The organism is Agrobacterium sp. 5Ca50 (assembly GCF_055381905.1).
This window is the reverse complement of the sequence record NZ_AP026438.1, coordinates 1,341,071-1,360,172: the sequence shown is the minus strand read 5'-3', so window position 1 is coordinate 1,360,172 and position 19,102 is coordinate 1,341,071. Positions and strand designations below refer to the sequence as shown.

The window sequence follows — 19,102 nt, the reverse complement described above, 5'->3', positions numbered from 1 at the left end:
CCTTGAAAGGGCAGTCCATTGAAACAGCGGCTTGAACACGCCCTGCCCTCAAAAACCGCGGCACTTGCCGGACCATTCGTCTGGGGTGCGGCCATGGCGCTTTCCTGCGTGATTGGTCTTTATATTCGCCACCGTGGCGAGACCGACCATTTCTGGCAGATTGTGGCGTATTATTTCGCCGGTGCTTTCATCGCCTTTACGCCTGCCTTGGTGCTGGCGCGGTATCTGGCATTTGCAAAACCGGCCACCGCCCGCTTCTGCGCCTTTGCGCTGTGTCTCTGTCTAGTCACCTATGGCGTGACGGCACTGCTGTTTGCCCTGCAGTACCGCATTTTTTATGCGCAGTGGCATGAGCCGTTCCTGACACGGATCTGGTTTTTCCAGCAGTTGTTCACCACGCTTGGCGCAACCTACCAGTTCACCATCATCGGCCTTTGGCTGTATTTTCCCGTGGGCATCGTGTGTCTGTTTGTAACCAGTTTCATCCTTTCCCTTCGAATGCGTTGAGATTGGCGTCACACTTTGCTAAACGGGCTGCAAATTCTCACCATATAGAAAGCGGTAGCAATGATCCCTCGCTATTCCCGGCCGGAAATGGTCGCAATCTGGTCGCCGGAAACGAAGTTCCGTATCTGGTTTGAAATCGAAGCCTATGCCTGTGATGCACTGGCCGAGATCGGCGTCATTCCAAAGTCGGCAGCTGAGACAATCTGGGAAAAAGGCGGCAGCGCCACTTTCAATGTTGAGCGCATCGATGAAATCGAAGCCGTCACCAAACATGACGTCATCGCCTTCCTGACGCATCTGGCCGAATTTGTCGGCCCTGACAGCCGCTTCGTGCACCAGGGCATGACCTCTTCCGACGTTCTGGACACCACGCTGAACATTCAGCTGGTTCGCGCCGCAGACATTCTGCTTGCCGGCATGGACCGCGTTTTGGCTGCGCTGAATACCCGTGCCTTCGAGCACAAGGACACGATCCGCATTGGCCGCAGCCACGGCATTCACGCCGAGCCGACCACAATGGGTCTGACCTTTGCCCGCTTCTACGCGGAAATGGACCGTAACCGCACCCGCCTCGTCAACGCCCGTGCAGAAATTGCCACCGGCGCCGTTTCCGGTGCAGTTGGTACCTTTGCCAATATCGATCCGCGCGTTGAAGAACATGTCTGCGAAAAGCTGGGCCTGATCCCTGAGCCGGTTTCCACACAGGTTATTCCGCGTGACCGCCACGCCATGTTCTTTGCAACGCTTGGCGTCATCGCCTCGTCGATTGAAAATGTGGCGATTGAAATCCGCCACATGCAGCGCACCGAAGTTCTGGAAGCCGAAGAGTTCTTCTCGCCGGGCCAGAAGGGTTCGTCGGCCATGCCACACAAGCGCAACCCGGTTTTGACCGAAAACCTGACCGGCCTTGCCCGTCTGGTGCGCATGTCGGTTGTGCCGGCGCTGGAAAACGTTGCCCTGTGGCACGAGCGTGACATCAGCCACTCCAGCGTTGAGCGCGCCATTGGCCCTGATACCACCATCACCCTCGACTTTGCGCTGCACCGTTTGGCCGGCGTTGTCGAAAAGCTGGTGATCTACCCGGAAAACATGCTGAAGAACCTCAACAAGTTCCGTGGCCTCGTGCACTCGCAGCGCGTTCTGCTTGCACTGACCCAGGCTGGCGTTTCCCGCGAGGATTCCTACCGCCTCGTGCAGCGCAACGCCATGAAGGTTTGGGAACAGGGCGCAGACTTCCTGGAGGAACTGCTGAGCGATGAGGAAGTGCGTGCAGCCCTTTCCGAAGACGCCATCCGCGAAAAGTTCGACCTCGGCTACCACACCAAACATGTTGATACGATCTTCAACCGTGTGTTCGGCAAGGCCTGATTAAACCGCTAACGCCCGTGTCAGATGCCCGGACCTTGTCCGGGCATTTTCATAATGACGACAGGTTTGCGGCCCATCGTCAAAACCACGTCGGGCAGCCCCGACAATGTCGACAATCCTCACCGCTATCTTGAATACATCTTGAATACGGTGACATTGATACCAAGATAAGCGCCATGAAAGCATCCGAAGCAGATATCCTCATCGTTCCCGGTTACACCAATTCCGGGCCAGATCACTGGCAATCCCGTTGGCAGCAAAAGCTTGGCAGCGCGCGCCGCGTTGAGCAGGCCGAATGGTCGAAGCCTGTCCGTGAAGACTGGATCACCAGGCTGGTTGAAGACGTCAATGCCTGCACGAAGCCGGTTGTGCTGGTGGCGCATTCGCTTGGCGTACCAACCGTGGTGCATGCCATTCCGGAAATTGGCCACAAGGTTGCCGGCGCATTTCTGGTGGCACCGCCAGATGTGACCAACCCGACCATCCGGCCAAAACACCTGATGACCTTTGGTCCCTACCCGCGCGAACCGTTCCCGTTTCCGGCCATGACCATTGCCAGCCGCAACGATCCGTTTGGCACCTATGAGCATGCTGACGAGATTGCCGCTGCATGGGGCTCACTGCTGGTAGATGCCGGCATGTCCGGCCACATCAACACCGAATCCGGCCACGGCCCATGGCCAGAAGGCACCATGGTTTTTGCCCAGTTTCTCAGCCGTTTGAAAAACCCTGAATCCAGTCAGCACTAAAAACCGGCATTTTTTCCTGAACCATTCCGCCATTCAGGCGTTTCTTCTATGTGTTTAATTAACTTGGAGGAAACGCAAATGGACTGGAACCGTGTTGAAGGAAACTGGAAACAGGTTAAAGGCAAGATCAAGGAACAGTGGGGCAAACTCACTGATGACGACCTCGACCAGATTGCCGGTAAACGTGACCAGCTTGAAGGCAAGTTGCAGGAGCGTTACGGCCTCGCCAAGGATCGCGCCAAGACCGATGTAGATGATTGGTATGGCCGCCAGACCTGGCATTGAAAACCACAAGTCCGCAAAGGTTTTGGTTCAAACACCAAGACCATGCCGTCAAAGAGTTCAGCCCCCGTTTTCGGGCGGCGCGTAGTTGACGGTAAATAGACGGACGCATGCCTAGACATCAACTCTATGCCTTGAATATCGAAAGCCTAGACGATTGATGACACACTCAAGGCCCCGCTTATGCGGGGCTTTTTTTATGAGGCGATCATATTGGCGGCTGGCAGGCGGTTTGCGGTGATATCCCGCATGGTGCCGATTGACCGGATCGGCACATTGTCTGCGTCCATTATCATGCGTCCGGTCACATGGATCCAGCGCAGCGTGCCATCTGTATTGTTCAGCGGATATTCGGTTTCGAAGTAATCACCGGCAATCAACGCATCATAAATCTCCTTGGCCACCCTCCCGGGTGTCCGCATCGATCTTTTGCAAAATGCCCTCAATGGGTACGCCGGCCCTGCCATGGCATGGTAAAAATTCAAAGAAATCTGCACACACATAATCCATCGTGACGAGATTTTCGATTACATCCCACGTGTAATAACCGGTCTTCTCGTCCTGCATTTCAAGCCTTTGCGATGCCACGCCATCCTCCTGCGCGCATATTTCGATTCGAAGCCTACCGGACACAAATTGGTTGAGTAAGGACAGGCACTATAGTTTTTGACTATAATTTTACGGACAGCAATTTGTGGTAGTGGGCTCGTAGGCTCCTAAGGGCACCAATCGCAAAATAGTTCCCAAAAAATCTGAAAAAACTGCCAGTTTTTTGAGGTGCCGGAAGATTGGCAAGTTTGAATGCGGCGCCAAGTGGCGCTTCGCTGCGTTCTCCAGAGTTTAGAGACAGTCGTCCCATATCGTTCGCAACAGCAGTTGCAATGTGTTCGCCAGCAGCACACCAAAGCCTCAAAAATTTTCCAAAACCGACGTGAAAAATACAACCTAGCGAGAAAAATCGGCGTAAAAAAATAAAAAATCGGAAAATATTTCGATATTTTATCTCTATCCAATCAATGACTTCGGGGTGGTTTTGAACTAAATCGGGTAAGTTGATTGCATAACCTTAGATTTAATCCTATATTGTGTTATCGACCATTGCTTGTGACGCCGGTCCAGAGCTTTTGCTCCCGTCGGATTTCCTCTCAAAATATCGATCCAATCCTGCGAGGTTTCGCAGGAACAACAACGATTGCTATGAAAGGAAATCGTTATGAACACTGGCACCGTAAAGTGGTTCAACGCAACCAAGGGCTTCGGCTTCATTCAGCCTGACGATGGCGCGACCGACGTTTTCGTACACATCTCTGCCGTAGAGCGCGCTGGCCTCAGCTCGCTTACAGACGGTCAGAAGATCCGCTACGAACTCGTTCAGGACCGCCGTTCTGGCAAGAACTCTGCCGATAACCTTCAGGCGGCATAAATTTGTCATTTGCTCCGCCGACCACGGATGTACTGGCGGCATGAGTAGATGACAGTGAGAGGTCGGGTTTGCGCCCGGCCTTTATTTTTTTAAGACATGGGAGATTCTCATGCTGAAAGTTCCCTATCGCTGCGGCGATAAAATCGTCCTCAAAACGCGCACACGCGGCAGTGTCCAACGCCATGGGACTGGCGAAGTCGTTGCAGTGTTGCCCGAAAATCAGGGCGTCATCCGCTACCGGATACGTATTGATGGCGAAAATTTTGACCGCAGTATTGGCCAGGACGACATCGACAACGACGCATCGTCCCGCGGCACTCCGAAGTCCAAGACCCCGACATCCCGCGGCGATACCAACGCCAGCTGGATTGATCTGACTGCGGTCAGAACAAAAAAATAGTCCACCACATACAGATAAGGAGATATTTTGCAGGTCATCGTTAGAGAAAACAACGTGGAACAGGCACTTCGTGTCCTGAAGAAAAAATTGCAGCGCGAAGGCGTTTTCCGCGAAATGCGTGCCCGTAGCGCCTATGAAAAACCGTCCGAAAAAAGAAATCGGGAACAGGCCGAAGCCGTTCGCCGTCACCGCAAACTGCAGCGGAAAAAATTGCAGCGCGAGGGTTTGCTCCCCGCCCCTAAAAAAGCTGTGCACACACGCTGAGCATTGGTTGCCCCTTCACGAAAGGAGGTCGTCATGACGATTAATAAAGAACCAATCTTAAAAACCGGCAGAGCATCTGCACAGGACAAAGCCTCAGCAACGGATCAAGCCGCACGGCAGATCATTGCGACGGATGAAGCCCAACGGGCCAAAAAGACGGAACGCTTGCGCTTGTTGCGCGAGGCACAGGAATCCGCAACGCCTGTAGAGCTGCCCACAGCGACAAAGCGCAAGTCGCGCGCAAAGGCCTGACAAGGTCCTTGATGTGTTGCCTGATGATTGGCGGCTCTAAAAAGACATGACGGGCGCAGCAACTGCGCCTGAACACACAGTAGCGCATCGGGTCACATCAGATACCCGGTCGCTTCTCTCCCCAGGCCCCCTAGAAAAGACAACGCCTTTTGACACTGCCCGCACAGCCGTGTGCTTGAGAAGGTGCGACCGTTGCCAGCAAATGTGAGTGTGATGCCAAGCATCGCGTCGTGTCGCGGTATCGCCGTGTCTTCCCCTGAACGGCGCGTGCATGTCGCGCCAAGGAACGGCGCCCTCCGTGCGGAGCAAGGCTTGCCTCTTGACCAGTCAGCCATCGTTCTTGCGAGCATCGCTGCTATTTTTAAGCTTGTGTGCGACCCACGCGCACGCGGGTGGGTCAACGGCGCCCTGAAAACGTCACAGTTCATTCAGCAGCCGTTCACGCGGATGGGCGCTAATCTCAATCACCACACAGGGAGTGTTTGAGATGCGTAAGTTACTTTTACGTGCAGGTATTATTCTCACCGCATTTATTGGCGGCGGCGCAAATGCGATGCCGATCATGCAGCCATCTGCGCCAGTGGCGTCAATTGTCCAAAAAGTCGACTATGCCTGCGGGCGAGGCTATTACCTGACGCCCCGCGGTTATTGCCGACCCTACGAACCGCGGCGTTACGAGCGCGAATGGGACCGTCGAAGCGATTGGAACCCTCGTCGCGAGTGGCGTGAACACCAAGCCCGTCGCGAGTGGCGCGAGCACAGACGGTGGGAAGAGCGCGGTGATTGGCGCCGCGAGCGCGAATATCGCCAGTGGCAATGGTAACCCTGTTAGGCCCGCTTTATCGGCGGGCCTTTTCTTCTTCTTGGGCAAAAAGAGCGCCTTGCCATACAAGCATCGGAAGAGAACTAGTGTAATCGAAACCAAGACAAATCGAGGCTGTAGAAAACGGAAGATCTGACTGCGAATATTGGGGACATTTGAGAAATGGCGGAAGAGGTGTCCGCCTATACTCGTAAGTTATTGAATATACGTCTCATTGTCCTTGCAAAATACGATATTTTACGCATTTTACGTTTTAAAGTTATGGCAACGGGATATGGCATGGCGCGCTTTAAACTGACCGAAACGAAAATAAAGAAGCTTGATGAGCCAGGCATGTTCAGTGATGGCGACGGCCTCTATCTGCGTGTCCGAGCCGGTGGATCCAAGCAGTGGTTTTTCGTTTATAAGCGCGGCGGCAAGCGTACAGAAATTGGACTTGGAGGATACGGGCAAGGCACGGCACCTGTAAGTTTAGAACTTGCTCGGGAGAAAGCGCAAGCCATTCGTGAAAGGCTGGCCAGTGGAGAGGATTTACAAAAACGTGTCACCTTCGCTGATTTGATGGAAGATGTCATTGAGAAGAAGATGGCTGAGTCGAAAAACGACAAGCACAAAGCGCAATGGCGCATGACGCTGACGGAGTACGCGAAGCCACTTCATAAACTGCCTGTCGCCTCCATCACACGCGATCACGTTGTTGAAACCCTAAAACCTATCTGGACAGAAAAGCCCGAAACGGCTGACCGCACACGCATGCGTATTGCAGCGGTTATTGATCATGCTAAAGCGCGAGGACTTTATGCAGGTGACAACCCTGCAGACTGGCGCGGTGGACTGAAGGAGCTTCTGCCAGCTAGGAACAAGCTCTACCGCGGACATCATGAAGCCGTTGCGTACAAATCTCTGCCCTCGGTTATCAAGAAGCTGCGTCAAGCTTCTGGAGTGTCGGCACTTGCGGTTGAGTTTGCCTGCCTGACAGCCGTTCGATCCGGGGAGATCCGCCAATCCACATGGGATGAGTTTGATATGGCTGAACAGCTATGGATAATTCCAGCGCATCGCATGAAAGCTGAACGCGAGCATCGTATTCCTCTGTCTTCACGTGCCATGCAGATATTGGAGGAGCGGCGCCAAGTCGCTACCGGTCCACTCGTATTCGAAGGCGAAAAGGTTGGAAAACCCGTCAGCGACACTGCGATGAAGAAGGCGCTCCGATCTGCATCAGGCGGAACAGAGACACTGCACGGATTACGAAGCAGTTTCCGTGATTGGGCAGGCGATGAAACGCATCATCCCCGGGACGTGATCGAGGTCGCCCTCGCCCACAGGATAAAGGATAAGACTGAGGCTGCTTATCGCCGCTCTGACGCACTTGCTAAGCGACGCGCCCTGATGGACGACTGGTCCCGGTTCTGTGACGGTTGATCCCTGACCGGTTTGACACGCACCAATGTAACCACCAGCGTTTTCTCAATTCAAAAAGAGGAGACGAGATGCAACACTCTAACGATAACGTACCACGCCTAATGTCGCCGAAAGAGGCTTCGGCCGCGACAACTATCTCACGCGTACTTCTGACAATGATGTCTCGCGAAAACCGCTTCCCTCAACCAGTCCAACTTAGCCCCAAGCGCATCGCTTTTGTTAGAGCTGAGGTTGAGGCCTGGATTGATGAAGCGATCGAACGCCGTAAGGCTGGATGAGTTATTTTGATTTCTGAGTGGCCGCCGTTTCAGAGGCTACAGCCGCGACTGTGCGGCTGTTCCGACAACAGCGCTATCAACAACTTGATTTCAGTGAACGGCGCAATATCAATTTGCCGCACAGTATCCCAACCATTTGGTCAAGCTGGCGCGCGCGGCGCATAGAAAAAGACCCGCGAGGTGGTGAGCCTCGCGGGCCGTCATTTGGGTGTGGTGACCGTTGGTGAATAAAAGGCCCGCGCAGCCTCTAGGGCGCGCTGGGCAAGTTGGCCGCCTGATGATGGCAGTCGGCGGCAAACCAAGCCCTGTGCCTACGCAGGGCCCCTGCACGGCCGTGACTACGCGGCCAGCAGTACCGGCTTCGCCGGTTAGGAACTCAATTGACGAGACGCGGATCTAAGCCCAACCACTCGCGATACATCTCTACGTCGACCATATCCATTTTCTCAACGCGCAGTACGCGGAGGCAGGACAGCTCGTCTAAGGTGGTTTCGAACAGCTGGGGTAGCCCATCCCAGAAAGCTGCTTCGACCGCTCCGCAAATGTCGATGCCGAAAATCACGATCCACTGTTCGGTGCCGTCTGGCTTCTGAAAGTTCAACATGTCGCCGACCTGGAAACGGTCGGCTGAATTCATCGTGAAAACCTCAAGAAAAGCGCATCGTCTTCTTCCGATCAGACGCCGTGGCAGAGCTTCGATGCGCTCCGGTGCAAATGTTTCTCTTCTCGCTGCATGCGTCATTTCAAGTCTCCTCGTTGATCCGTTTGTTACGGTGTGATACTTATGGATCAATCGTTTAAAGAAGTCAATACCTTTGGATCAAAATTATGCCTTTGGATCAAATCACCGGTAATCAAATATCTGCGGGCCGTATGTTGGCGGAGGTATCGCAGAAGGAACTTGCCGAGCGTGCCAACGTCTCGATCCCGACAATCAAAAGGATGGAGGGAACTGGAAACGGTTTTCTGAACACAACCAATAACGTCCTCGCGGTAATCGCGGTCTTGGAGTCAGTCGGTGTGAAATTTATCGAAGACGGCCAGACCTCTGCCGGTGGCGGTCCTGGCGTACGGCTTTTGAAGTCAGACAATCAATTCGACACCGATGTGAGTCAGACAGTACAATATCCGGAACATCTGCAGCCTGACGCGCCTACCGGCGCAGGCGGTTGATCATCGCCCAATAAGCGCGTATCTTTGCTCTGCGGCCACCACCCGCGTACACCACACTGAGGAGACCACCTTCTAAGAAGCTTTCGGCATTCGTGCCGGCGGCAATGGTGTACAATGGTGGTCACTATTATGAGACAAAAACTCAAGGGACTAACCAAGGTCAAAAAGACCCTCGCAAGCGGCAAGACCATCTATTACTGCTACGCTTGGCGCGGAGGACCGCTTTTGAAAGATGAGGCGGGACGTCTTATACAACCGGGTGATCCGTCTCTGCCCTTGGCGTTCGCGGCAGCCCACGACGAGCGCCGCAACCCCAAAACAAATGATCTCACAATGCTGGTACGACAGTATCGTGCATCCACTGACTTTCGCACCACCGCCCTGATGACACAGCGGGAGTACAGCCGCTACCTTGACATCATTCGGGAAACGTTCGGGTCGATATCGCTGGAGCAGCTGCATGACACACGCACCCGAGGAAGGTTCAAAGACTGGCGCGATTCCATGGCTGCTACGCCACGCAAAGCCGATTTAGCATGGTCCGTGCTCGCGCGTGTCCTGTCTTTTGGTAAAGACCGTGGCCTGCTTTCGATCAACGTCGCCGAAAAAGGCGGGCGGATATGCCGACCAGACCGGCGGGAAATGATATGGACTGACAGCAACATAGATGCATTCGAGGCAGTTGCGCCGGACAACATGCGGCTGGCTTTACAACTAGCTCTCTGGACCGGCCAGCGCAAAGGCGATCTGCTGCGGTTACGTTGGAGGGACTATGACGGCCAATGTTTGCGTCTTTCACAGTCGAAAACGAAGTCCAAGGTCATTGTCCCGCTGCATCCTAATCTGCGGCAGTTGCTCGATCCTAAGAAGCCCATGGACACGATCCTAATTAACTCGCTAGGCAACGCGTGGACAGTCGACGGTTTTAACACCAGCTGGCGCAAACTCTGCGCGGAAGCAAAAATTTTCGGGCTAAATTTCCATGATCTACGCGGCACAGCGGCCACAAGAATGGCGCTCGCTGGCTGCACCGTGCCAGAGATCGCGGCAGTCACGGGCCACAGTCTAAGGGACGTAGAGACAATACTCGATTTGCATTACCTCGGCGGCCGTGCGGAGCTTGCAGCCAGCGCGATGCGGAAGATGGTAATCAATACGGCTGTTGACTAACGATCCCTACTGACGGCTTCTTCATACACAATGAGACCTAACTCAAAAATTTCTGAAACGATACTAGCTTCTCCAGACTTTCGGAGAGCCGAAAACCTATTATGATGAGCTTCGTCCATCCTGAATACTGTCAGTCCACCAGTTTGCTCGTAAACAATGCGGTCTAGTTGCTCTGCGAGATCCAATTTCATTCCGCACTTACAACCATCCACTATTGAGACAGCCAGGGAGGAGACAGTCGAGTAGTGACAACAACCAATACGCGTTGGCCTGATCTTGTAATCGTTATATTTACTAGGCTGTATGTTATGGTTGGGATCGAATATCAATAGGTTGAATACCTGAGTTTCATCAAAGAAGCCGACCACCCTGCCGAGAGCTTTTGAAACATGAAACTGATAGAACGGGAACTCGTCCTCATTATCAAGATAGTCCCTTTTTACCCAATCAAAGTCGGCCCGCTTAACCGGCACATTGGTTCCATCCCAATTGATTTCATGAAACCTGAAGTTCTGGCGGAGCTCTTGATCCTTAAAGAACTCATCTAGATTGAGTTTGCACAAGTCGGCCAACCGCTCACACAAAGATATGAACCAACTGCCAGTCTGGTCTCCAACTCCGAACAACTCGGCTTGTCGCCAGAAGCGCAAAGAGAAAGACCAGAGCTTTTTCTCCGGCACTCTCCCTGCCTTAGGGCGATCGACAGGTACAGGTAGGATACCTAAGACGGGCTTCATGCTTGTTGCGGTAGCCGCGCCGAATAGAATTTTTGCATTACGTCCTCGGAAAGATGATTTTCAGATCGCGCCGACGGTGCGACCCCTGCCCTTGCTTGAAGCCAAGGCTCCTCCCGATGGGTCATTTCCTCTAGCTGGTCGCCAGTGAAGTTTGCATAAACTTCAAGCACTGCGTCAATGTGGGCGCGCTCTTGATCGGCTAACGTCTGGCTTGGATTGAACCCCGGCTGAATGTCTTGGAGATCTACCGGCGAGTACATGTTTTTACTGTCTTTATATCGATCATAAAGTTCGCGATTCACGGGCCCATGGACCCACGCTTGAAAACGACCAGGAAAAAACGGACCTCGGTTGAACGCGAGATGCCAAGCTTGAATGTAGTACATAAGCTTATGGAGTTTCAGCACATTCAGAATTACTCCGCCGTGACGCAGCTTCAGGACAACATAGTCCGATGTATCATTAATCGTCGGCATCATTTTTTCCCAAAATAGTGTGTCAAGCTGAATCATATCATGTTGACAGTTTATGTACAACGAGAGGCATCGCTGACCAACAGCCGTAAACGGCAATGAAATCGCCCTTGTAATCCCAATTAGCCGTAGCTTGACACCGCCATAAAATGAGAACAATTAGAGAACACACAAGAGAAAAGAGCGTGAACGATACATACGAGCCCAGACATTTGTGGATCCGCACATGGCCAGTTGAGAAAGGCCTGAACGGCAAGCTGCTGGATGATTTCATTTGCATCGTCGAGGGAGAAATTGTCGGCCGGATATCAGCACAAGAGACCGGACCGATGCGCAACACCTACAAGTGGGATGCGGGCCACTCGAAGCGTATCAAGGTAAAGCTCCTACCGCAGGGCGGGTATGCTGATGACGCGCGCGAAGCTGCTCGCTTTGTCGAGGAACACTATGACCGTCAGAGAGATGCGGCAGGATGGCCGCCAGTAGCGGCGACAAGGAAAGGCATGACGGACAAAAAGACCAAGACCGCGGAGACAATATGCGGCGATATCTGAAGTCAGACATCGAGGGCGGGCCCACAATCAAAGACGTCAACAGCCCCATCATTGAAGTCGTATGCGTCCCGTGTCAGCACCGCGATGTTCTCGAACGAAAAGCGATTGTGAGAAAGCTCGGTGCTGACGCAAGCTTTTCGCGATTGAGACGACGGTTGGCCATGGGATGTGACCGCTTTTTTCATGCCGAAGGCGATCGGTGCGGAATGCGCTTTCCGTGCCTAGAGGGCGTTGAGCCCATAACAGAGGAATAACGATGAGCGATGAGAAAACCAAAGCCGGTGACGGAGTAATCGACCAACACTATTGCTGTGTGCCTGAATGCAAGAAATGGGGCGGAATGGGCTACGCGCGCACGGCGGCCGATAGGGTCAATTGGTGGTGCGCAGAGCATTATCCGTACTGGGATGTGCATAAGAAATAGCATGTTCGGTTGAAATATTTCAGAGTAAATGCATTCTAGAGTGCCTTGCGAAAGCAGGCAAAAAGGGACCTGCTCATAGGCCGCGCTGTGAGCAGGTTCAATTTGCATGGGGTTGGAATGAAACTGATGACCGAAGACGACATACCGGCCTTCGTCGAGGCTGTTGCTGCAACCGGATGCGACATAACTGCGATCGGTGACCATTCATACACCCTCGGTGACGCGGACCTTCCCGCACCTAAGTGTGATGAGGTGCAGGTCGAACTGGAGGCCATCACTCGGAGATTTGGTGATCGCGATCACCTCAAGGAAGAGATCATCGCGTACCTGCATTCGATTGGCCGCAGCTACCGTGAAGAGACGAGGCATTAAGCCGCGCCCACCATTTGATACGATGACACAACCGGGAACTTTTCTCAAACTGAGTAGTTGAGCAAACGGACGCATTCCCCCTCGTCCGTTATTTTCAGCGCAATTTAGAAAACCCTCCTTTTGGAGGGTTTATTTTTTTGCAAAATTCGTAAATTGGAACCGTCAAAACACTTACTGCGTTTCGACGTCGCAAAACGAGCCAGATTTGATGGAGGTGCGCATGACTGCGAACTCGGTGAAATTGAACGAGCTTGTCGACGCTGACGAACTGGACCTGCTCACCGACTTGCTGCTTTTGTGGTGCAAAAAGAACAATCGCAATCCAGACGACCTGTTGCCTAAGTGCAATGTAATTTTGCAACGCTATCGCAACGGCGAATGCAACGCCGATCGGTTGTTCATGGGGCTGTGATCGGTCTCTGGCGATACGAAAAGCCGCCCGGATTGCTCCGAGCGGCTTTTTACCTAACAAAAGATGATCGTGTGATGGCAAATTAACCTTGCCTCATAACCTTAATATTAAGCACAACTTGACCGAATTCTAAAATAGCGCTTCCTTACACTGCTGGGAGGCTGCGTTATGAATGCGAAATTTTTCTTGTTGGGAGCGTTTCTTTTAACGGCCGCATGGGCCGGATGTCTTGGGACGCTGGCTTGGCTGTACTGGCCTACTTAATGCTGGGTGTTTCCTTGCGTACGTGAAAAATCTTCAGCCAACGGTGGCTGACGGGCTAGCGGGTCGATAGAATTTTACAATTCACGCAAACGGAAGCTGCACGACTTAGGCTGTAAAAAGCCGAATGAGCAAATTTTCGGTCATCGTACTGTTGGCTTCCTCAGCGTCCTTCTTGGGCGCTGGTGGATACACCTTATTGCCTCGGTCACTCTACGATCCAGCCTGCAACATCAAGGGAAATATCTCGATCATCTCAGGCGAGAAAATCTATCACGTCAAAGGCCAAGAGTACTATGAACCGACTGTTATAAGCTACAGGTACGGGGAGCGGTGGTTTTGCTCTGAAGGAGAAGCGCGCGCCGCTGGCTGGCGACGCGCACGACAGTGATGAGCGGGTGCTGGGCTTAAGTCGCCACCTCAAGTGTCACCACCTTGATGCATCGCGGCGAATTATGGATTCGTTTACAACCACCCAGTAATTTCAACGAGACCAGTACTCCCTCAGAGGTTGAAATGAAAAGATCATTGTCTGCATTTGCAGTGACGCTAATTTTGTGCGACCCAGCCTTGGCTAGGACTGCGCAACAAAACCATGAAAACCACATCATCATGCTGAGGCAAATGAATGGATGTGTCGCATTTTACGATCGTTCTTTACAAGCTCCCCGAGATAACGGGAAAGCAGTGATGTCTAAGAACATGGAAATGTATAAGCGCAAGCTTTACGAATACACGAGGGAAAATGACCTAGGCGATCTGAACGAGGCAGAAAAAGCCGCGTCGCAGAAGTTATTCCACCGATCGTCTGAAATGGTGAACGGATACTCTGTATTTAGCGAAGCTCACCCTGCAAGAAAATATTGCGACAAATTGGCTGTAGATCTTGCTCCAGTTAAAATGGAGCGGGTTACCTACGATTGGGTTGCCCAAGGAAAAGCGAAATCGAAAAAATTAGAAAGGCGCTACGATTACACCTCGGTACGAATGCAGTGCGTAGAAACGAAAAGCTCATGCGAAGACTGTGATTTTGATTACAAAATAGGAAGCGACTTAAAGATCGATTTAGAAAACCAAGAGTTTTTTGATTATACCAACAACATCCATGTGTACGCCATAGATAAAGAATACGTACCCCTCGACGATAAAAACTTTTTTTCTAATCTCTCCATTGGAACCAAATACAATCTTCCCGAGATATCATTTTTAAACTTTGAACGTGTCGGTGAGAGGCTCTCGGTTAAAAGCAGGCATATTTTTGAACCGCGTTTCCGCGATCCACACAAGAATAAATTCACCGGAAAGAAAAATGACGGCGAGATTTTGTATGAATACAAAATCACTAGAGACTCTGCCAAAATGACCTACATGCAGGGAATATGCACACTTACAGGCTACAACAAATGATGATTGGGCGGCGGGGTCGACTAGCCCAAATTGATTAGTATTACCCGGCTTGGATATCTGCCAATGTGCTAATCATATTGGAAGATGTTTTGAGGGACGGTATTTCATTACGCAAAAACCCCAGCCATTACCGTGGCTGGGGTTTTGTTTTTGATGGGGTGGTGTGTTTTTTACGACAGGTTCCAGGCAGGGCGAGGATCACTCACCTTACGAAGGATAGGGTTGCCGATTTTGATTGTGCCCGTCCCATCCAGCGTCGGGTTGAAATGGATATCCATCAGCTCCTGTAGCCGGAAGCTCACCAGCCCCTTACCAACGATGACCTGTGTTGGCTCGCTGATGAGTAGTCCGCTTAGCGCTGGCGTTCTCTTTCTCCCCGGCTCAGCAGAATTGCTGGTTGAGACAATGCCGTTGAAACTTGCGATCCATCGAATTGTTGTCGTCGCGCCTTGCATATCGATCTTCGGCCTGACTTCATCCCATCCGGCCCAATCATCGAACTCAACAGGAATAGCCAATCGTGCCCAATCACCATCTGCAAACCCAGCCGTGGCAAAAGTCAGAGCCGCGCTCCGTGCAAAGCGGAACCGATGCTGGTCCAATCCGTCTGCGACAGGGGTAATCGTGAGAACCTGCTTGAAACGCCCCGTTGACCCAATAGCTTCCTGAGACCCCACAATTGTCGATGTGCCCGTCAAACGGGTCAGCGCATAGCCAGTCGGGATCGTTCCAGAACCGATTGATGCATTGACGGCTGTCGTGCCTGTCATTGCATAATTCGGGAAGAGATTCGACACGGTTGGATCAGAGCTAAAGGTCTCACCAGCCGCGACCATTGTCTGGATTAAAGGAAGCACGACATTCACAGCCGCCTTGTAAGCGCCGGTGGGCGTCAACGCGTCGTAATAGGTTTGGCCTGTCGTCGGGATGGTGCGGACCTGCAACGCTTCCTTGTCGTTCCAAACGCTCGTGAGGTCTGCAACCTTGACACCGGTTCGGGACGACTGAGCCTTGATCCAGACATCAACGGCGTCATGAACAACAACTTGACCAGCAGACCATGATGGCCAAGCAGGCTGCAGGGTTGTGATGATGACGTGGATACCTGCATCAGTCAGCATGGCGAGGGCGAGATCAAGGTGTGCCGTGATCTGTGCGGCCGTCTGCCCCCCCTGAATATCGTTATCACCGATTTCTAGGAACACGATGGCAGGAGAACGGGCAATGATTGCCGGGATCAGCGATAGCAGGCCTTTCGTGTTGCGGGCGGGAACGTTCGGGAGAACACCTCGAAGCGTTTCCGCCTCAACGCTGATATTCGCACCGTCATAGCCTTGCCTCGGGCGCATCGTAGGAATTGACCCACCAGTCCGGCCAAGGAAGTCGTTTGTGGTCTGCCAGCAATCGACATTCATGCGCCGGTCAAAGATACGGCACCACGGGATAATCCCGTAAGTCCAGTTTGAGCAAGCACCTTGTCCAGATGTGTCGCCACTGTATCGGTCGAGTTCGATGGATTGGTGCCCTGCCGATAGGAGCTTTGCACCTGCCGCCAATGGCAGTGCTGGCAGAGAAGCCGCTGCGAACACCGTCACGGTTTCCGTTACGCTTGCCACACCTGAGGCTGATACGGTGACAGCGAAACTGCCAACCGTGCTTGCCGCAGCACCAACGACCAGACGCCAACCATCCGTCGCGTTGCCAGCCAGGGCGAGCCGCCCATCGTTAGGCAGGAATGTTGGAACCACGCCATTCGGGACGGCATCAATGTAAGCCACCAACGACCCTGCCGCTTTGCCTTGCCGGAAAGCGAGTGGCCCTGCAAGGATTACGGCGCGAGGAGCTTTAAAGATCAGTTGCGCGGTCACGGTTTGGGAGGCATCGCCCGAAGTTGCCGAGAAGTTGACCGGATATGACGCCCCTTGTTCGGCCCAGAAGTTGCCGACGTAGACGTTGGGATCGGTGCTGCCACCAGTTCCCTTATTGGCGACCGGGCCATTTGATCCGCCAAGGAGAGGTGTCGGCATTCGATAGGTTGTTGCACCCAGACCTAGACCGGCGAACGGGTCAGACAGTGTTCCGATAACGTCGCCAGGTGTTGCCTGAAGCGTCAAGTTGTCGTTTGACACGGTCAATGTCGGCGGCACCACCCCACCGCTCTGCACGACAGAGCCGCCCAAAGAAATAAGGGGCGGCAAAGCCACCCCCATTCTCAAACTTGTCTTAAGGCCTGCCATTACGCGGCCTGCCACATGAAAGCGTCGCCCGCATCCGGATAAACGTCGACGTCGGTGTTGGCCGGGATTGGAACGCGGACAGGACCGGCAGAGTTTGGATTGCGACCGTATGACAGCCAAGAATCCGCAGACGCGCGGACGCGGAACACCGCCTGCCCTGCACCATCACTGATTGGTGGCGCGACGTTTGTGGATGCCACGCCAGACGACGGCGATTCCTGCCAAACAAGCTTGCCAAGGATGGACTGGGATTTGTCACGTGCGACGAGCGAGCCGGCATAAGCAGCGGTAACTGTGAAGGCTGGAAAAGCCATAGGAATACTCCGGAGATTTTAGGGTTAGTTTGCGCGGGTTGCACGCGCCTTGGGCTGGCCTTCAACGACGCGATCAATGCGCAGCGTCATGGCCTCAACGGCACTTTTCACGCCGCCAATCGCCTCCATGATTTGCTCGGTGCTTTCGCGATGTCCCTGCTTGGAGACATAATGCTCTGCAACGTGCAGGCGGTGCGCGGCAAGCTCTTCACGAGACAGCGCCGCCATTGCTGACGCAGCAGCTGCGGCGCCTGCAGCTTCTGACTTTGCGGTATTGATCTTTGCGTCCACGTACTTCCAGAGGCCGAACAGAAAGCCGAATAGCGTCACGAAACAACCGATGACGGCCATGATTTCTGGGCCGGTCATTTCGTGCCTCGCAGATCGTTGTCGCGGTGCTCGTAAAAATCACGCAGCGCCAAGTGCTTTCGTAGGCATGACACCAGCCGCTCGCGATCTCTGATCCAAAGCTTTTCCAGACGGGCCTGCGAAAGTGGGTCGTTGCCTAAGTCCGTCGGGCCTTTGCATTGCTCCAGCAGAATGGTGTCGGGCTTTGTCAGACGTGGTGGAGGTGGCGGGACCGCTACCTTATCGGATCTTGTTAATGCGCTGCACGCTGGGAGCACCAAGCACAACGCGACCAGCATCAGGATCTTGGTCAGCTTCACGCCCCAGCTCCTCGATTTGAGATTGAAGTAGTTCGTTTTCGGCCTGCATCTCGGCGATGCGTTGCGCCTCGCGAAGCTTGGCGGCATTGTTGGCGGCGTCTTGCCGCTCAACCTCGGCGTTGCGGGCTTCTGTGGCCACCCTCTTCAGTTCGGCTATCTCTGCGTCCTTCACCAGAACGGCGTCGTCATAGCCGCTGTTGTAGATGTGCGTATGCACGGCCCACAGAAGCACCGCAGCGGCGATCACGCCGTAGAGATAAAAGGCTGGCTTGCTGAGGAAGATGCTCATCGCTGGCCATCCTTGAGGCCAGAAACGCAGATTTCTGCCTCGCCCTTGCGCTGCGCGTCGCCCATCTCGCGGCGCTTCACCAAACCCTGCACGACCTGCCCGCCAGCTTTGTTCCAAGCCGTCTGGGCTTCGCAGCCCTTCCAGTACTGGCCAGCCATGTGCAATCTGGTCGCGGTCGAGCCAGCCATGCCCTTTCGGGATGCAATAGATCCAACCCCGAAATTATAAGCGCCAGACAGCATTGCTGCCTGCACACCGATCGGGAAACTTGTGTAGCCAGGAACGGCTTTCACAAGCGGCAGGTAATAGTCGTTGTAGATCTGCTCGCGTGTCATTTCCTCGCACTGAGTGCGGGTAAAACGCATGTTCGGACCAACAGGCTTGCCATTGATCCGAGTAATGCCAGCGCAGATGTCGTAGATCTTCGCGAACCTGTCCCAGTGAGATGTCAGCACCATGCCCTCCCAAGGGAGGATAAGTGCATCCGTCGCGAGAATGACGGCAGGTGGCAGAACGTGTTCGCTTGTGTCCTTGTAGGACTGCCAGCCGCCAGCTGCCGCGGCGATCAGCGCAGCCGCAATAGCCGCCTTCCCGCGCTTCGTGGCGACGATTTTATTGATTGGCATCACTGCCCTCCTTTTGAGCAAGGATGCGCGCCACGAATGCCCCTGCGGTCACGGCAAGCGTGAGCCAGGCAAACAGCCCGGGTGGAACCGGTAGCGCGATAAATGGAAGCATTGCCTCGACGCCGGTTAGCACCGCGGCAAGCACAATGAGGCGGACAGACCAGGCGCGTTTCAGCACCTGCCGCCAGTTGTGGATGAGCATTGGTTTCCTAGT

Annotated in this window: 29 protein-coding genes; 18 read left to right on the top strand and 11 right to left on the bottom strand. The window is 53.5% G+C overall.

Annotation, left to right across the window (positions count from 1 at the left end; all coding sequences use genetic code 11):
• The first annotated feature begins 18 nt into the window (after positions 1–18).
• The 4 genes from ACZ5FM_RS06550 to ACZ5FM_RS06535 all read left to right on the top strand — a co-directional run bounded on the left by ACZ5FM_RS06550 (position 19) and on the right by ACZ5FM_RS06535 (position 2,909).
• Positions 19–507, top strand: coding sequence for a hypothetical protein (locus ACZ5FM_RS06550; RefSeq protein WP_464040064.1), 489 nt, complete (start codon positions 19–21; stop codon positions 505–507).
• A gap of 60 nt (positions 508–567) precedes the next feature.
• Positions 568–1,875, top strand: coding sequence for an adenylosuccinate lyase (purB, locus tag ACZ5FM_RS06545; protein ID WP_464040063.1), 1,308 nt, complete (start codon positions 568–570; stop codon positions 1,873–1,875).
• Between the two features lie 176 nt (positions 1,876–2,051).
• Entirely contained in the window at positions 2,052–2,624 is a 573-nt protein-coding gene (locus ACZ5FM_RS06540) for an RBBP9/YdeN family alpha/beta hydrolase (RefSeq protein WP_192491408.1), read from the top strand.
• A gap of 78 nt (positions 2,625–2,702) precedes the next feature.
• The gene (locus ACZ5FM_RS06535; protein ID WP_192491253.1) at positions 2,703–2,909 is read left to right on the top strand and encodes a CsbD family protein; all 207 of its coding nucleotides are present in this window, start codon (positions 2,703–2,705) and stop codon (positions 2,907–2,909) included.
• A gap of 194 nt (positions 2,910–3,103) precedes the next feature.
• Here ACZ5FM_RS06535 and ACZ5FM_RS06530 read toward each other — a convergent pair whose 3' ends face one another.
• Positions 3,104–3,310 (bottom strand): PAS domain-containing protein, encoded by a 207-nt coding sequence (locus ACZ5FM_RS06530; protein WP_464040062.1) that lies wholly within the window; start codon positions 3,308–3,310, stop codon positions 3,104–3,106.
• A complete protein-coding gene (locus ACZ5FM_RS06525) occupies positions 3,291–3,494 on the bottom strand; it encodes a hypothetical protein (RefSeq protein WP_464040061.1) in 204 nt (67 codons plus the stop codon). The genes ACZ5FM_RS06530 and ACZ5FM_RS06525 overlap by 20 nt, the downstream gene beginning before the upstream one ends.
• Positions 3,495–4,119: 625 nt before the next feature.
• Here ACZ5FM_RS06525 and ACZ5FM_RS06520 point away from each other — a divergent pair.
• The 7 genes from ACZ5FM_RS06520 to ACZ5FM_RS06490 all read left to right on the top strand — a co-directional run bounded on the left by ACZ5FM_RS06520 (position 4,120) and on the right by ACZ5FM_RS06490 (position 7,771).
• Positions 4,120–4,329, top strand: a complete 210-nt coding sequence (locus tag ACZ5FM_RS06520) for a cold-shock protein (protein ID WP_192491248.1) — start codon at positions 4,120–4,122, stop codon at positions 4,327–4,329.
• A 109-nt stretch (positions 4,330–4,438) separates the two neighbouring features.
• Positions 4,439–4,729, top strand: coding sequence for a cold-shock protein (locus tag ACZ5FM_RS06515; protein WP_464040060.1), 291 nt, complete (start codon positions 4,439–4,441; stop codon positions 4,727–4,729).
• A gap of 27 nt (positions 4,730–4,756) precedes the next feature.
• Positions 4,757–4,993 carry a 30S ribosomal protein S21 gene (gene rpsU / locus ACZ5FM_RS06510; RefSeq protein WP_192491246.1) on the top strand — a complete coding sequence of 79 codons (237 nt, stop codon included), beginning with the start codon at positions 4,757–4,759 and terminating at the stop codon, positions 4,991–4,993.
• Positions 4,994–5,026: 33 nt separating this feature from the next.
• On the top strand, positions 5,027–5,245 hold the full coding sequence (locus tag ACZ5FM_RS06505) for a hypothetical protein (protein WP_250982594.1): 219 nt from the start codon (positions 5,027–5,029) through the stop codon (positions 5,243–5,245).
• Positions 5,246–5,732: 487 nt separating this feature from the next.
• Positions 5,733–6,068, top strand: a complete 336-nt coding sequence (locus tag ACZ5FM_RS06500; RefSeq protein ID WP_275641055.1) for a GCG_CRPN prefix-to-repeats domain-containing protein — start codon at positions 5,733–5,735, stop codon at positions 6,066–6,068.
• 162 nt (positions 6,069–6,230) lie between these two features.
• The gene (locus ACZ5FM_RS06495) at positions 6,231–7,493 is read left to right on the top strand and encodes a tyrosine-type recombinase/integrase (protein WP_464040059.1); all 1,263 of its coding nucleotides are present in this window, start codon (positions 6,231–6,233) and stop codon (positions 7,491–7,493) included.
• A 68-nt stretch (positions 7,494–7,561) separates the two neighbouring features.
• Entirely contained in the window at positions 7,562–7,771 is a 210-nt protein-coding gene (locus ACZ5FM_RS06490) for a helix-turn-helix transcriptional regulator (protein WP_464040057.1), read from the top strand.
• 376 nt (positions 7,772–8,147) lie between these two features.
• Here ACZ5FM_RS06490 and ACZ5FM_RS06485 read toward each other — a convergent pair whose 3' ends face one another.
• On the bottom strand, positions 8,148–8,513 hold the full coding sequence (locus ACZ5FM_RS06485; RefSeq protein WP_464040056.1) for a hypothetical protein: 366 nt from the start codon (positions 8,511–8,513) through the stop codon (positions 8,148–8,150).
• Between the two features lie 86 nt (positions 8,514–8,599).
• Here ACZ5FM_RS06485 and ACZ5FM_RS06480 point away from each other — a divergent pair, with 86 nt between their 5' ends.
• On the top strand, positions 8,600–8,944 hold the full coding sequence (locus ACZ5FM_RS06480; RefSeq protein ID WP_464040054.1) for a helix-turn-helix domain-containing protein: 345 nt from the start codon (positions 8,600–8,602) through the stop codon (positions 8,942–8,944).
• A gap of 129 nt (positions 8,945–9,073) precedes the next feature.
• The gene (locus ACZ5FM_RS06475; protein WP_464040052.1) at positions 9,074–10,114 is read left to right on the top strand and encodes a tyrosine-type recombinase/integrase; all 1,041 of its coding nucleotides are present in this window, start codon (positions 9,074–9,076) and stop codon (positions 10,112–10,114) included.
• Here the strand turns inward: ACZ5FM_RS06475 and ACZ5FM_RS06470 are convergent.
• Together ACZ5FM_RS06470 and ACZ5FM_RS06465 are read right to left on the bottom strand one after the other, a co-directional pair.
• Positions 10,111–10,794, bottom strand: coding sequence for a hypothetical protein (locus ACZ5FM_RS06470; RefSeq protein WP_464040051.1), 684 nt, complete (start codon positions 10,792–10,794; stop codon positions 10,111–10,113). The two genes, ACZ5FM_RS06475 and ACZ5FM_RS06470, sit on opposite strands and share 4 nt — an antisense overlap.
• Positions 10,795–10,847: 53 nt before the next feature.
• Positions 10,848–11,363, bottom strand: coding sequence for a Panacea domain-containing protein (locus ACZ5FM_RS06465; RefSeq protein WP_464040050.1), 516 nt, complete (start codon positions 11,361–11,363; stop codon positions 10,848–10,850).
• A gap of 146 nt (positions 11,364–11,509) precedes the next feature.
• On the opposite strand from ACZ5FM_RS06465, the gene ACZ5FM_RS06460 reads away from it, so the two are divergent.
• The 5 genes from ACZ5FM_RS06460 (at position 11,510) to ACZ5FM_RS06440 (ending at position 14,754) form a co-directional block, all read left to right on the top strand.
• Positions 11,510–11,878, top strand: coding sequence for a hypothetical protein (locus tag ACZ5FM_RS06460; protein ID WP_464040049.1), 369 nt, complete (start codon positions 11,510–11,512; stop codon positions 11,876–11,878).
• Positions 11,879–12,419: 541 nt separating this feature from the next.
• Positions 12,420–12,674 (top strand): hypothetical protein, encoded by a 255-nt coding sequence (locus tag ACZ5FM_RS06455; RefSeq protein ID WP_464040048.1) that lies wholly within the window; start codon positions 12,420–12,422, stop codon positions 12,672–12,674.
• A gap of 220 nt (positions 12,675–12,894) precedes the next feature.
• Positions 12,895–13,086, top strand: a complete 192-nt coding sequence (locus tag ACZ5FM_RS06450) for a hypothetical protein (protein WP_464040047.1) — start codon at positions 12,895–12,897, stop codon at positions 13,084–13,086.
• Positions 13,087–13,474: 388 nt separating this feature from the next.
• The gene (locus ACZ5FM_RS06445) at positions 13,475–13,738 is read left to right on the top strand and encodes a sunset domain-containing protein (protein WP_464040046.1); all 264 of its coding nucleotides are present in this window, start codon (positions 13,475–13,477) and stop codon (positions 13,736–13,738) included.
• A 125-nt stretch (positions 13,739–13,863) separates the two neighbouring features.
• Positions 13,864–14,754 carry a hypothetical protein gene (locus ACZ5FM_RS06440; RefSeq protein ID WP_464040045.1) on the top strand — a complete coding sequence of 297 codons (891 nt, stop codon included), beginning with the start codon at positions 13,864–13,866 and terminating at the stop codon, positions 14,752–14,754.
• Positions 14,755–14,924: 170 nt separating this feature from the next.
• On the opposite strand, the gene ACZ5FM_RS06435 is transcribed toward ACZ5FM_RS06440, so the two are convergent.
• The 6 genes from ACZ5FM_RS06435 to ACZ5FM_RS06410 form a co-directional block, all read right to left on the bottom strand.
• Positions 14,925–16,952: an SGNH/GDSL hydrolase family protein gene (locus ACZ5FM_RS06435; protein WP_464040043.1), complete on the bottom strand. Its 2,028-nt coding sequence runs from the start codon at positions 16,950–16,952 to the stop codon at positions 14,925–14,927.
• A gap of 38 nt (positions 16,953–16,990) precedes the next feature.
• The gene (locus ACZ5FM_RS06430) at positions 16,991–17,305 is read right to left on the bottom strand and encodes a hypothetical protein (protein ID WP_464040041.1); all 315 of its coding nucleotides are present in this window, start codon (positions 17,303–17,305) and stop codon (positions 16,991–16,993) included.
• 24 nt (positions 17,306–17,329) lie between these two features.
• Positions 17,330–17,674 carry a hypothetical protein gene (locus ACZ5FM_RS06425; protein ID WP_464040039.1) on the bottom strand — a complete coding sequence of 115 codons (345 nt, stop codon included), beginning with the start codon at positions 17,672–17,674 and terminating at the stop codon, positions 17,330–17,332.
• Positions 17,675–17,893: 219 nt separating this feature from the next.
• A complete protein-coding gene (locus ACZ5FM_RS06420; RefSeq protein ID WP_464040038.1) occupies positions 17,894–18,262 on the bottom strand; it encodes a hypothetical protein in 369 nt (122 codons plus the stop codon).
• Positions 18,259–18,888, bottom strand: a complete 630-nt coding sequence (locus ACZ5FM_RS06415) for a lysozyme (protein ID WP_464040037.1) — start codon at positions 18,886–18,888, stop codon at positions 18,259–18,261. Before ACZ5FM_RS06415 ends, ACZ5FM_RS06420 begins: the two co-directional genes overlap by 4 nt.
• The gene (locus tag ACZ5FM_RS06410; RefSeq protein ID WP_464040036.1) at positions 18,875–19,090 is read right to left on the bottom strand and encodes a DUF7940 domain-containing protein; all 216 of its coding nucleotides are present in this window, start codon (positions 19,088–19,090) and stop codon (positions 18,875–18,877) included. The genes ACZ5FM_RS06415 and ACZ5FM_RS06410 overlap by 14 nt, the downstream gene beginning before the upstream one ends.
• Positions 19,091–19,102: the final 12 nt, after the last annotated feature.